General features: G+C 66.3%; 13 protein-coding genes. 2 read left to right on the forward strand and 11 right to left on the reverse strand.

The features are described from left to right. Positions 1-33: 33 nt before the first annotated feature. On the forward strand, positions 34-1008 hold the full coding sequence (trxB, locus tag MICNX66_RS16520) for a thioredoxin-disulfide reductase (RefSeq protein WP_187662777.1): 975 nt from the start codon (positions 34-36) through the stop codon (positions 1006-1008). Between the two features lie 68 nt (positions 1009-1076). Next, on the forward strand, positions 1077-1400 hold the full coding sequence (gene trxA, locus MICNX66_RS16525) for a thioredoxin (RefSeq protein ID WP_025102859.1): 324 nt from the start codon (positions 1077-1079) through the stop codon (positions 1398-1400). A gap of 71 nt (positions 1401-1471) precedes the next feature. Here the strand turns inward: trxA and MICNX66_RS16530 are convergent, their stop codons facing one another. The 11 genes from MICNX66_RS16530 to rpmH form a co-directional block, all read right to left on the reverse strand. After that, positions 1472-1996, reverse strand: coding sequence for a GrpB family protein (locus MICNX66_RS16530; RefSeq protein WP_187662778.1), 525 nt, complete (start codon positions 1994-1996; stop codon positions 1472-1474). Positions 1997-2002: 6 nt separating this feature from the next. Then, on the reverse strand, positions 2003-2338 hold the full coding sequence (locus MICNX66_RS16535) for a tryptophan synthase subunit alpha (RefSeq protein ID WP_187662779.1): 336 nt from the start codon (positions 2336-2338) through the stop codon (positions 2003-2005). Positions 2339-2347: 9 nt separating this feature from the next. After that, positions 2348-3796 (reverse strand): sugar porter family MFS transporter, encoded by a 1449-nt coding sequence (locus tag MICNX66_RS16540; RefSeq protein WP_187662780.1) that lies wholly within the window; start codon positions 3794-3796, stop codon positions 2348-2350. Positions 3797-3857: 61 nt separating this feature from the next. Further along, a complete protein-coding gene (locus tag MICNX66_RS16545) occupies positions 3858-4832 on the reverse strand; it encodes a ParB/RepB/Spo0J family partition protein (RefSeq protein WP_187662781.1) in 975 nt (324 codons plus the stop codon). After that, complete coding sequence (locus MICNX66_RS16550; RefSeq protein ID WP_269474807.1) at positions 4832-5704, reverse strand: ParA family protein; 873 nt, start codon at positions 5702-5704, stop codon at positions 4832-4834. Before MICNX66_RS16550 ends, MICNX66_RS16545 begins: the two co-directional genes overlap by 1 nt. A gap of 3172 nt (positions 5705-8876) precedes the next feature. Continuing rightward, positions 8877-9524, reverse strand: coding sequence for a 16S rRNA (guanine(527)-N(7))-methyltransferase RsmG (gene rsmG, locus MICNX66_RS16555; RefSeq protein WP_187662782.1), 648 nt, complete (start codon positions 9522-9524; stop codon positions 8877-8879). Positions 9525-9548: 24 nt separating this feature from the next. Further along, positions 9549-10040, reverse strand: a complete 492-nt coding sequence (locus tag MICNX66_RS16560; RefSeq protein ID WP_187662783.1) for a Jag family protein — start codon at positions 10038-10040, stop codon at positions 9549-9551. Beyond that, complete coding sequence (yidC, locus tag MICNX66_RS16565; RefSeq protein ID WP_187662784.1) at positions 10037-11107, reverse strand: membrane protein insertase YidC; 1071 nt, start codon at positions 11105-11107, stop codon at positions 10037-10039. Before yidC ends, MICNX66_RS16560 begins: the two co-directional genes overlap by 4 nt. 3 nt (positions 11108-11110) lie before the next feature. After that, on the reverse strand, positions 11111-11461 hold the full coding sequence (gene yidD, locus MICNX66_RS16570; protein WP_187662785.1) for a membrane protein insertion efficiency factor YidD: 351 nt from the start codon (positions 11459-11461) through the stop codon (positions 11111-11113). Beyond that, complete coding sequence (gene rnpA, locus MICNX66_RS16575) at positions 11458-11808, reverse strand: ribonuclease P protein component (RefSeq protein ID WP_187662786.1); 351 nt, start codon at positions 11806-11808, stop codon at positions 11458-11460. Before rnpA ends, yidD begins: the two co-directional genes overlap by 4 nt. Positions 11809-11814: 6 nt before the next feature. Next, positions 11815-11952: a 50S ribosomal protein L34 gene (gene rpmH, locus MICNX66_RS16580; protein ID WP_022879826.1), complete on the reverse strand. Its 138-nt coding sequence runs from the start codon at positions 11950-11952 to the stop codon at positions 11815-11817. Positions 11953-12266: the final 314 nt, after the last annotated feature.

Below are 12266 nucleotides of genomic sequence, written 5' to 3' on the forward strand. Positions count from 1 at the left end.
TTTCGACGGCACCGCTTTTCTAACGGAGATCACATGCGTCAGGTCATCATCATCGGCTCCGGCCCCGCCGGATTCACGGCTGCCATCTACGCGGCGCGCGCGAACCTGGAGCCGCTCCTCATCGCGAGTTCCGTCGAGGTCGGCGGCGAGCTCATGAACACGACCGAGGTGGAGAACTACCCCGGCTTCCCGGAGGGCATCCAGGGCCCTGAGCTCATGGCGAAGTTCCAGGAGCAGGCCGAGAAGTTCGGCACCGAGGTGCTCTACGACGACGTCACGGAGCTCGATGTCGCCGGTCCCGTCAAGAAGGTCACCCTCGGTTCGGGTGCCACCCACGAGGCCAAGACGATCATCTACGCCACCGGTTCGGCCTACCGCAAGCTCGGGATCGCGGGCGAGGAGCGTCTCTCCGGTTTCGGCGTCTCCTGGTGCGCCACCTGCGACGGCTTCTTCTTCCGTCAGAAGACCATCGCGGTCGTCGGCGGCGGCGACTCGGCGATGGAGGAGGCCACCTTCCTCACGCGTTTCGCGGACAAGGTGTACGTCATCCACCGCAAGGACTCCCTCCGCGCCTCGAAGATCATGCAGGAGCGCGCCTTCGCGAACGAGAAGATCGAGTTCGTGTGGAACAGCGAGGTCGTCGAGATCCTGGGCGACACCGCCGTCTCCGGCGTGCAGCTGCGTTCCACGGAGGACGGGTCGCTGCGCGACCTCCCTCTCGACGGCCTGTTCATCGCGATCGGCAACGACCCGCGCACGCACCTCGTGCACGAGAAGCTCGAGCTCACGCCCGAAGGGACGATCTGGGTCGACGGACGCTCCTCGCGGACGTCGGTCCCCGGTGTCTTCGCCGCCGGTGACGTGATCGACCCCACCTACCGCCAGGCCATCACCGCCGCCGGGACGGGCACGATCGCGGCTCTCGACGCCGAGCACTTCCTCGCCGACCTCGAGGACGCGTCCGTCGAGGTCCCCGCGGCCGAGGCCGCCGAGGTCATCACGGCCTGACCAGGGCCGGGAACACTTTCCCCCCGCCCGTTGTTGCAACAGGCGAACCTCGAACAAGGAGAACTCTGATGAGTGCAAAGGCAACGAGCCAGGCGACCTGGGAGCAGGACGTGCTGCAGGCCGATGGTCCCGTGCTGGTGGACTTCTGGGCCGAGTGGTGCGGTCCGTGTCGTATGGTCGCGCCGGTGCTGGACGAGATCCAGTCCGACAACCCCGACAAGATCACCATCCTCAAGCTCAACGTGGACGAGAACCCGGAGCTGGCCATGAAGTACCAGATCACGTCGATCCCGGCGATGAAGGTCTTCCAGGGCGGAGAGGTCAAGACGACGATCATCGGCGCCAAGCCGAAGTTCGCTCTCGAGCAGGATCTCGCCGCTTTCCTCGGCTGATCCCCTCGACCACGAGAAGGGCCGCGCCTCCGGGCGCGGCCCTTTTCGCATGCTGGGGCCGCCTGGGGTGATCAGCGCTTGTCGTACACGTCCACCGGCTCGAGCCCGCGTGCTGCCCGCGCCCTGTCGACGATCTCCTGGATGACAGCGGTCTTCGCTGCGTTGTAGGAGGAGCTCCGCTCCTCCGCCGCCCGCGCTGCGTCGTGCTTGACGCGTTCGTATCGCTCCGCATCGTCCGGGTGCGCGCACAACCAGTCCCGCAGCAGGCGCTGAGGCGCGGCATCCCACTCGGCTGCCGTAAAGAAGTGTGCGATGGCGAGGCGCTCCCCGGCCGCCTCCATGATCATCACCGGATGAGTGCGGATTCCGCTGCCGGTGCGCCAGGCGGTCGCCTCCAGTTCGGACCGGTGGGCGTCGAACTCCCCTCGCGTCTGCACGCGCACCGCGAGGTCGATGACCGGCTTCGCGCTCATCCCAGGGATCGCCGTCGAACCGATGTGCTCGACGATCCAGCCGTCCTCCCCCGCAGCACGGATCGAGGCCGCGAACTCCTCGAATCGCTGCGGCCACGACGGGTCGTAGGGAACGAGGAGCATCGGTCGTCAGGAGGCGTCGGCGATGCGGGGGTCCCAGCGACGATGGCGCTGCTTCTCGTCCAGGAGTCCCCAGACGGCCGGCGTGAGCTCCGGGTACTCCAGGGCGATCTGGCGCAGCACGCGGTAATGCCGCGCGGTGTTGGGACGTACCCCGTCATTGGCGGCGATGTTGTCGGCGCGCAGCAGGTAGACGACGAGTTCGTCGACACTGGGCAGCTCCTCCATGAACTCCCAGGGGTCCTCACCGCCGAGCAGGCGCTCCTGGACGAGGACGGCGAGTTCGTCCGAGGCCTCGGCGCGCAGCACTTCCAGGCTGGCGCGACGGGGGACGGACTCGGTCATCCCTCCAGCCTACGCGCGTGCGCGACGGGGTCGGCGCTCCACCTTCGCATCCTCGCTCATGTCCTCGAGCTCGCGGCCCTTGGTCTCCGGCACCTTGAAGAACACGAAGAAGAACGACAGCAACGCGAAGAACGCGTAGAAGCCGTACGCGAAGGTGAGGCCGATCTCGGCGAACGCCGGGAACGTCGTCGAGATGAAGAAGTTCGCCACCCACTGCGCCGCGGCGGCCACGGCCAGGGCACCGGCACGGATCGAGTTCGGGAAGATCTCGCCCAGGAGGACCCACACGAGCGGTCCCCAGCTCGCACCGAAGAACACCACGAAGCCGTTGGCGCAGACGAGGGCGACGGTCGCCCACGGGTCGGGAAGCGTCGCGGTGCCCGAGGCATCCAGCGTGCCGAACGAGAAGGCGAGCGCCATGAGTCCGAGGGTCACCGTCATGCCGACGGAGCCGACGAGCAGCATGATCCGGCGACCGATCCGGTCGACGAGCAGGATCGCGACGATCGTGACGACGATGTTGGTCACAGAGGTGATGACGGAGGTCAGGAGAGCGCTGGACTCGTCGAATCCGACCGACTGCCACAGTGTCGTGGAGTAGTAGAAGATCACGTTGATGCCGACGAACTGCTGGAACACCGACAGCAGAATGCCGACCCACACGATCGGCTTGAGGCCGAGACGGCTGCCTCGCAGGTCTCGCAGCGACTCGGAGCGCTCCGTGTCGATCGTGCCCGTGATCTCCTTGATCTTCGCCTCGGTGTCGATCGTCCCCGTGACGGTCTGGAGCACTTCCGCGGCACGCTTCACTTCGCCCTTGCGCACCAGGTAGCGCGGGGATTCCGGCAGCCGGAGCGACATCAACCCGTAGACGAGCGCGGGGATGGCCGCGACCATGAACATCCATCGCCAGGCGGTCAGGCCCCAGAGCGGCTGGTCGGCCTCCCCCGCGATGCCGGCGAGCAGGGCGTCCGACAGCAGGGCGGCGAAGATGCCGAGGACGATGGCGAGCTGCTGCAACGAGCCCAGACGACCGCGGATCGCCGCGGGAGACACCTCCGCGATGTAGGCGGGGGCGATCACCGAAGCCGCGCCGACGCCGAGGCCGCCGATCACACGCCAGACGATGAGGTCGACGACGCTGAACGCGAGTCCGGAGCCGATCGCCGAGACGAAGAACATCGCCGCGGCGACAACCATCACCGGGATGCGTCCGAACTTGTTCGACACCGGGCCGGCGAACCATGCGCCGACCGCACAGCCGATCAGGGCGGAGGAGACAGCGAAGCCCTTGAGACCCGTGCCGAGGTCGAACCCTGAGACATCTCCCGCCAGGGCGTCGACAGCACCGTTGATCACCGCGGTGTCGAATCCGAAGAGGAATCCGCCCAGAGCCGCCGCAATACTGACGGCGATCACGCGACGCTTGATACTCGCTGGATCAGCTGGTCTGGACATGACATCCCCCTCGCATCGACAAGATGACGCGAGTCTATGTCACCCCCGACCAGGGGCGGGGTCAGCGCGCGGAGCCGTATCCTTCTTCGCCGAGCTCCTCGAGAATGCGGTTCAGGTCCTGGATCGAAGCGAAATCGATCGTGACCTGGCCTTTCCGAGCGCCCAGTGCGATCCGGACGCGGGTGTTGAGCCGGTCCCCCAGCTTGCCGGCGACCTCATCCAGGTACGCCCGCCGCGCCCCGGGCGTGGGCTTGGGAGTCTTCCCTGCGGAGGGCTGGGACTTGGCCGCCTCTTCCGTGGCACGGACGGAGAGGTCTTCGTTGACGACCTTGTCCGCCAGGCGCTGCATGGCCTCCGGCGAGTCCACGCTCAGGATCGCGCGCGCGTGTCCGGCGGTCAGGACACCAGCGGCCACCCGCTGCTGCACGGGGACAGGAAGCTTGAGCAGGCGGATGGTGTTGCTGATCTGCGGACGGGAACGACCGATGCGCGTCGCGAGCTCCTCCTGCGTGATGCCGAAATCGTCGAGGAGCTGCTGGTAGGCCGATGCCTCTTCCAACGGGTTCAGCTCCGAGCGGTGGAGGTTCTCCAGGAGCGCGTCCCGCAGCAGGTCCTCATCGGCGGTATCCCGGACGATGGCCGGGATCGACTCGAGTCCGGCCTCGCGGGCAGCCCGCGTGCGCCGCTCCCCCATGATGAGTTCGTACTCGCCGTCGCTGTTCTTCCGGACCACCACCGGCTGCAGCACGCCGAACTCGCGGACGCTGTGCACGAGCTCCGCGAGGTCCTCCGGGTTGAAGTGCGTGCGCGGCTGGCGGGGGTTGGGGACGATCGCCTGCGGGTCGACCTGGATCAGGTGGATCCCGGGCACCGCCTCGAGCTCAGCCTCGGGTGCCGCGTCGGCGTTCGCGGAGGGAGCCTCGGGTGCCGGAGCGATCTTCGCGCCCGGGAAGAACACGTCGACAGGACGTTCGGCCTGGTCCGCCGTCGGGATGAGGGCGCCGATGCCGCGGCCGAGTCCAGTGCGCTTCGCCATTATTTCTCCTTGCTCTGCGTCTGTCGCGACGCGATCTCGACGGCGGCCTCACGGTAGGCGATCGCTCCGGCGGACTGACCGTCGTAGGCGATGACCGTCTGGCCGAAACTGGGGGCTTCCGATACGCGTACGGACCGCGGTATCACGGTGTCCAACACCTGTGACGGGAAGTGCGAGCGCACTTCCTCCGCAACCTGCTGCGCCAGACGCGTCCGCCCGTCGAACATAGTCAGGAGGATCGTCGAGAGATGGAGGCTCGGATTCAGGTGCTTCTGGATCATCTGGATGCTGCCGAGCAGCTGGCTCAGGCCTTCCAGGGCGTAGTACTCGCACTGGATCGGGATGAAGACCTCGTTCGCCGCGGTGAACGCGTTGATCGTGAGGAGTCCGAGCGATGGGGGGCAATCGATGATGACGAAGTCGACAGGGTTGTCGACGAGGTAGTCCTTCAGAGCACGGCGAAGTCGGTGCTCCCGGGCGACCTGTGCGACGAGTTCGATCTCGGCACCCGCGAGGTGGATGGTGCTCGGCGCACAGAAGAGATTGGGGCTCTCCGGACTGGGCTGCACGATCTCCGCGAGCGGGAACTCGTCGATGAGGACGTCATAGACGCTCGGTGTGTCGGCATTGTGTGGCACCCCGAGCGCCGTGGAGGCGTTCCCCTGAGGGTCCAGGTCGATGACGAGCACCTTCGCACCCAGACCAGCCAATGCCGAAGCGATGTTGACGGCGCTCGTGGTCTTACCCACGCCACCCTTCTGGTTCGACACCGTCAGGATTCGCGTGTCTCCCCCGAACTCCACGGTGACTGCTTCGAGCGCGCGGCGACGAACGGAGAGATCCGCGATTTCTCGCGCGAGGGGGGTGTCCATCCCGAACGATTCGTTCGACGATGCCTTCTCGGACTGTTTCACGTGAAACATCCACTCCTTTCGGGGCCGCGTTCCACTCTAATCGCAGCGACCGACGTCGGATCACAGGCACGACCGGGCGGCAGAGATGCTTCCCGTCCGCGCACTTCCGCATACACGCGGACAGTCAGCTCCGGTGAGGTTCGTTTCACGTGAAACGAGGCTTCAGCACGGCCCGCTGAACGCGGCTTTCGTCACCGGTGGCTTCGCGCAACTTCATCGACGAAAGGCGAAGGGACGCCCCCAGCGCTGACACCGGGGTCCCCTGCTGAGACGGATGTCTGAATCACGCGACTGGGGTCCCTACCGCTCCACCGAAGCGTGCTGGCGAGCCGACCTCGTGCCCCTCCTCGATGAGAGCGCCTGGCGGTCCGGCGTAGCTTCTCCGCGTCGTCCGGTTCGACGCCACATTTCTCGAGGCCCAGTCCCGCGCTCGCAAACCTCGGCCTCCCCACCTCACTCAGGTACCTTGTCGCAGCTTCCCACGCGGGGTGCATGCCGCGGTCAGGCGAATCCGCGACCGCGTCCTTCTGGATAACCCCCGGCCTACACCCGCGAGCCATCGCTCTGCCGGGCACCTCCCCCGCAGAGCACGCGGATCCTTCACGCGTGCACCCTCCGCCGGGAGGACGCCAGCGTCGCGCGGCACCGATCCGGTCCGCTCGCGCCCCGTGCTCCGTATGACAGCGCGACAGGCGCGTCGCGTCGTTCTGGCCCCTCCGTGACCTGCCTGCCCGCACAACTCGCGGAGCATCACACCGCTGCCTCCTCCAGCGTCCGAGCCGGCAGGTGGACGAAGGATCGCGCCGCATGGGGGCACCGACCCCCAATGTGGCCCGTCCCTTCGCCCTTTGCGACGGCTCGTCTCCCGTGAATCCGCCGCCCGATCGCGGTCTGTTTCACGTGAAACGCAACCCCTCCTGACCTGTTCACATCCGTTCACCATCTCGGGCACGCACAGCAGCACGTGTTCCCAGCCGCTGCTCGGGTCGCCCCACGACGACGGAGCACACCTGGGAGCAGTTCTGGCGCGGAGGATTTCCCTTCACGGCGATGCCCATCGAACGACGTGGCGTCGCCCATCCACGCACACCACTCGGCATGCGTACTCGAAGTGTGTGGAACGACCGTCGCTCAAGAGCCATCTGCGTCACGCCAGCGATAGCCCCCGGCGGCGGCTGGGCACGTTCACGCCCGACTTTCGCGCAAACGCCGCACACAGCTCCCCCTCCCCTTCCTGTGCACACCGTCCATAGCGAAGATCAGAGCTCGTCGCAGCAGGTCCGCCGCGGACCGCTATAGAGAGGAGGCTCCACGGCACGTCTGCCACAGCGGCGCCCGGTCACACCGTTGCCCGCTCCTCCACGGGAAGGCCGATCACCGGGCCCCGCCCACTCATCGAGGGACACCGTTGAGCATCAAGGCCAGCCCCGGTTGTCCGGAGTCTTCCCTCGGACAAAACACGAGACGAGGCATGAGCGCCACTGCCGCAGCGGCCGAAGGCTCCAAAGCCCACTCCCGCGTCAAGGCACTCACCGGGCCCCTCCACACATGGACACACAGTATCGAATGCCAGGCCAGCACCGGTTACACCGCGTCTCCCCCCCGACGGCACTCGAGACGAGCACGAGGGATCCGATGGCGCCGCAGAAAGGTTCAGAGGCCACCTCCGAAGAAGGCCACACACCGGGTGCCTTTACACGTCGGCACACCAGCGAACGCCAGGGCCCGGCCCCGTTGCCCCGAGTCGTCATTGAACCAAGCACGGGACGAAGTATCGCGCCGCCCCCCGCCGCAGAACCCGGCGACACCATCACACTCTCCCAAGAGAAAGCCACCCGCCGGCTCCAGTCCAGGCTTCGAGGCACACCCCGAACGTCACTGACAGGACTGGTGGCACCATGTCCGTTTCAGACGGCAGAGGAAACGAGGCACCGAGGCACCCCCTGCGGTAGCTTCGCCGAGCGGATGACCTTCTTGCCTGTCGACGCCCCCGCGGGGGACCTCCACTGCCGCAGCGACCTGCAGGAGCCAGCGGTACGACCCAGTCGACTCTGACGAGGGCTCCCCCCGACGACCGATGACACGTTCGCCCCGTGCCGCGCTCACCGTCACCACACTCTGCGCACGCGCTGAGGATCGGTGCCCCTCAGCGCAAGGACGGGCACTCAGGCACCGTGGGAGCCACACTGAGAACCGACTGTTTCACGTGAAACACTCATTCGAGATCGCTACGACTGAGGGATACCTCCTCCACTACCGAATGCGCCATGGCAAACGGTCGGAGATCGTCAGCGGACGACGTAGGCGCGTGCGATAACTCGTCGAAGCGAATCGCGGGACGTTTCACGTGAAACGGCTGTGTGTCTGATGTGGCCACGCCGACCACGATCCCACCTCCTGCGTCTGCCTCACGGGAGGTTCTGCGATCCGCAGCCCACCACGCCGCGCCGTGAAGACAGCACACCCCGCTCGCTGACCCACAGCACGGGCAGGTGCCAGTGTCGAGCAGAAGGGCACTCAACGAGCAGTGCGTCCAATGACCTCGCAGGAGAACATCACTGTTGACCTACGGACCGCCCGGGGCAGCGCCCCACGCTCCTTGGCTCGATCAGTGGATGCCCCACCGGTCTCCACACGCGCTTTCCAGAAAGACCCGGGGACGCTGATGAGTACGCCCGTCCACAGCGCCGATGCCAAGGAGTTGTGTGGCGGCGCCCACCGATTCCCTCCTCCGAGGCCGGCCTCGGAGTCGTGATACTCGCCCCTGACCGCCTCAGCGAAGATGGTCCCGCGATGGAAGAAGCTCTACGCCCCCGAACCCAGCGCTCCCGACAACCGTGTCAGACAGAGGTCGATCGCCGATTCAGGTTCACCGTAACTGGAGCAACCAGGACACTGGCGTCGCTGAAGCACCCAGTGAACGCGATTCCCGACTCAGCGCCTTCGGAGCCGTGAGTAGCGTCCTACCGCACTGCACCGAGACTCGTTGTTGTTTCACGTGAAACATGGCCTGTCCGGGCGAACCTCATGCGTGAGCCGACACTACCTTTTCGGATCAGCCGATCAAGAGGTAGTGCCCACCAAAGAAGGCCACTCTGACGGCAGAGTTTCACGTGAAACGACAATGTCCTCAGCGCACGTGGGCACGGACGACCCGGGTCGTCTCGGGAAGCAGTCCCTCGCCCAGAACCTCGACGCGAACGTCGGAGAGTGTGAACTTCGCGATCTGCTTCCGCGCCGCCTCGATCTCGTTCGCGGCGTTCATGCCCTTCAAGAGGGCGAGTTCACCACCATCGCGCACCAGCGGAGCCGTCAGTGGAATCAAGGTACGCAGCGCGCTCACCGCGCGAGCCGTGACGACGTCGAAGGCACCCTTCGCACGGACGTCCTCCGCACGCGCACGGAGGATGGTGACGTTCGAGAGCTCGAGATCGTTCACCTGCTCCGTCAACCAGTTGATCCGACGCTCCATCGGCTCGACCAGTGTCCACGACACATCGGGGCGGGCGATGGCGAGCACCAGACCGGGCAGTCCGGCCCCAGACCCGATGTCCGCCACGGAACCATGGAAGAGCGGTGCGGCGATCGCGCTGTTCAGGATGTGACGGGTCCACAGGCGGGGCAGTTCGAGCGGCCCGATCAGACCCCGCTCCTCCCCCTCACGGGCGAGGGAGTCCGTGAACCGCCGAGCGATCTCCAGGCGGTCTCCGAAAAGATCGGCAGCGACAGCCGGCTCCTGCTCGACGGTCTTCTCGCCGGAATCGTTCGTCTCAGACACCCGCCCGTACTCGCCTTCGGTACGTCAGTGACGACGCAGGACCGTGTGACGGTCCGCGCCCTCGCCGTACGACTCGGAGACGAGCCCTCGCTCGGCAGCGATGTCGTGGACCAGCTTGCGCTCGTAGCTCGACATCGCCGGCAGCGACGCCTGCGACGAGCCCTCATCGAGCTTGGCGGCCGCCGCCTCGACCAGGGTCACGAGCTGCCGGCGGCGCGTGTCGCGGGATCCTCCGATGTCGAGGATGAGACGCGAGAACGAGCCAGTCTTGTTCTGCACGGCGAGACGCGTGAGCTCCTGCAGCGCCTGCACCGTGTCCGGAGCGGAGAGCAGCGCGAGGCCGTCACCCTCGGCCTCGACCGAGACGTAGGCACGCCCCTGCCGGACATCGAGGTTCAGGTCGCCGTCGATGTCGGCGATGTCGAGCAGCTCCTCGAGGTAATCCGCGGCGACATCGCCTTCGTTCTCGAGCTGCGCCACAGTGGGCTCGGTGCTCCCGGTCACGACCTCACTCATGACGCGTTCCCCTTCTTCTTCGCGCGCTTCTTGCCGACCGGCTGCTGTCGCTTCGGTGCCTCAGCCTTCGCCTTCTCGGCCTGCTCCAGCAGACGCTGCTGCTCTGCCTCGTACACCGACATCGGCACGACCTTGCCCGAGGAATCGATGGCCTTGCCCTTACGCGCCAGACGCTCTTCGCGCGCCTTCGCCGCCTCCGAGCCCGGGGTGGGCATCTCACGGATGACGAGGAACTGCTGGCCCATGGTCCAGAGGTTCGAGATGAACCAGTACACGACGACACCGAGCGGGAAGAAGACACCGGAGAAGATGAAGCCCAGCGGCAGCACGTAGAGCATGATCTTCTGCATCTGGTACGCCTGGCCGGTCTTGGCCTCCGGCGAGAGGTTCTTCGAGATGATCTGCAGCTGGGTGAAGAACTGCGACGCGATCATCAGGACGACCAGGGTGACGAGGATGATGATCGCCGTGACGTTCTGCGCATCGATGGCGTTGCCCAGCGTCTCGTGCAGCGAAGCGACGCCGAAGAGCTTCGCGTCGTAGAACTCCTTCGTGAGCTCCGGGCTCAGCAGGCCGACGCCACCCACGTTGTCGCGGGCGTGCTTGCTGACGTCGCTCAGCACGCTGTAGAGCGAGAAGAAGATCGGCATCTGCACGAGCAGCGGCAGACAGCTCGACATCGGCGTCGTGCCGTGCTTCTTGTACAGCGCCATCGTCTCGCGGCTCATCGCCTCACGAGAGAGCTGATCCTTCTTGCCGCGGTACTTCTCCTGAACTTTCCGCAGTTCAGGAGCGATTTCCATCATCTTGCGCTGGCTCTTGATCTGCTTCACGAACAGCGGGATGAGCGCTGCACGGACCACGATCACGAGGCCGACGATCGAGAGGACCCAGGTGATGCCCGAGGCCGCAGGAAGACCGACGGCGGTCAGCAGCCAATGCCAGGCGACGAGGATGAGCTCGACGACCCACTTCAGCGGCCACAGGATCGTGCCGAGCAGGTCGAATCCGCCGGATGCCGGCTCCGGGCTGGGGGTGGCACTGGCGAACAGAAGGTCAAGACCCACCGATCAGTCCTTTCGGGAGGGGACGACGAAACCGTGTGCGGTCAGGTCGTAGCGGAAGTGTCGGTGCGGTGTGACGTCGTCGACGCCTCCGCGAGACCAGGGATTGCAGCGGAGGATGCGCCACGCCGAGAGCAGAGCCCCCCGCACGGCGCCGTGCTGCTGCACCGCACCTACAGCGTAGGCGGAACAGGAGGGATAGTACGCACACACGTCCCCGTACATCGGCGAGACCACCCTGCGGTACCCCGCCAGGAAGGCGAGCACGGCGTTGCGCGGCAGGAGCGGGATGCTGCGAAGCACGTCGCGCCCGTGCATCTCCCCCGTCCCCACCGACGAGGCCGGCAACGCGGTCATGAGGCGGCCTCGGCCGGTGCGAGCCGCGCCAGGCAACGATGCACATCGCTGCGAAGCTCCGCGTAGGAGGCGGTCGCGGACGCAGGAAGGGCACGGATGACGACATCCGTGCCCTGAGGAACACGCGGGAGCGCCTCCGCACAGACGGCTTTGAGTCGCCGACGGACGGTGTTGCGCACCACGGCCGTGCCCACCTGCTTGCTGATGATGAAGCCGAACCGCGCGGCCCTGCTCTCGCCCGTCGCCAGCATGGAGGTGAGGACGCGGGCCCCGCCACAACGCGATCCGCGTCGAACGACCAGTCGGTAGTCGCTCCCGCGGGTCAAACGGAACGGGCGGGCGAGCACAGCTGCTTACGCGGAGAGCTCGGTACGGCCCTTCGCGCGGCGTGCCGAGAGGATGGCACGGCCGGCGCGGGTACGCATGCGGGCACGGAAGCCGTGCTTCTTGGCGCGACGACGGTTGTTGGGCTGGAAGGTGCGCTTGCTCATGAGATCACTCCGGGAATGCTGTCACCGGATTCACTTCGACCGGAGACATAGGGAACTGCCAAACAGGCATAAGTCAACCGACTAAGGGTACGTCTTGGCGGCGGACAGGGCAAATCTGCGACCTGTACCGCTTGTCATCCCATGCGTACCGCACAGCCATTATCCACAAGCCGGACGCATCCGCCACATCCAACACGCCCGCGTGTTTTCAAGGGCAGGTTGCCGTTCCGAGCCGGTGTGACTACCGTGGCATCCGAAGTTATCCACAGGGGAACGGCACGTCGACCCCGACCCGATCCGTCGTCCGGAGCACC

Source organism: Microbacterium sp. Nx66, from assembly GCF_904066215.1.
In the GTDB taxonomy this organism is placed as follows: Bacteria; Actinomycetota; Actinomycetes; order Actinomycetales; family Microbacteriaceae; genus Microbacterium; species Microbacterium meiriae.

Coding starts and splice junctions, on each gene's coding strand:
- MICNX66_RS16530 (WP_187662778.1), bottom strand. CDS start 1,996: ATGCTCCTCGTTCCCTACGACCCGTCGTGGCCGCAGCGATTCGAGGAG.
- trxA (WP_025102859.1), top strand. CDS start 1,077: ATGAGTGCAAAGGCAACGAGCCAGGCGACCTGGGAGCAGGACGTGCTG.
- MICNX66_RS16540 (WP_187662780.1), bottom strand. CDS start 3,796: ATGTCCAGACCAGCTGATCCAGCGAGTATCAAGCGTCGCGTGATCGCC.
- yidD (WP_187662785.1), bottom strand. CDS start 11,461: ATGACCGCGTTGCCGGCCTCGTCGGTGGGGACGGGGGAGATGCACGGG.
- MICNX66_RS16535 (WP_187662779.1), bottom strand. CDS start 2,338: ATGACCGAGTCCGTCCCCCGTCGCGCCAGCCTGGAAGTGCTGCGCGCC.
- MICNX66_RS16545 (WP_187662781.1), bottom strand. CDS start 4,832: ATGGCGAAGCGCACTGGACTCGGCCGCGGCATCGGCGCCCTCATCCCG.
- MICNX66_RS16560 (WP_187662783.1), bottom strand. CDS start 10,040: ATGAGTGAGGTCGTGACCGGGAGCACCGAGCCCACTGTGGCGCAGCTC.
- rpmH (WP_022879826.1), bottom strand. CDS start 11,952: ATGAGCAAGCGCACCTTCCAGCCCAACAACCGTCGTCGCGCCAAGAAG.
- MICNX66_RS16550 (WP_269474807.1), bottom strand. CDS start 5,704: ATGGACACCCCCCTCGCGCGAGAAATCGCGGATCTCTCCGTTCGTCGC.
- trxB (WP_187662777.1), top strand. CDS start 34: ATGCGTCAGGTCATCATCATCGGCTCCGGCCCCGCCGGATTCACGGCT.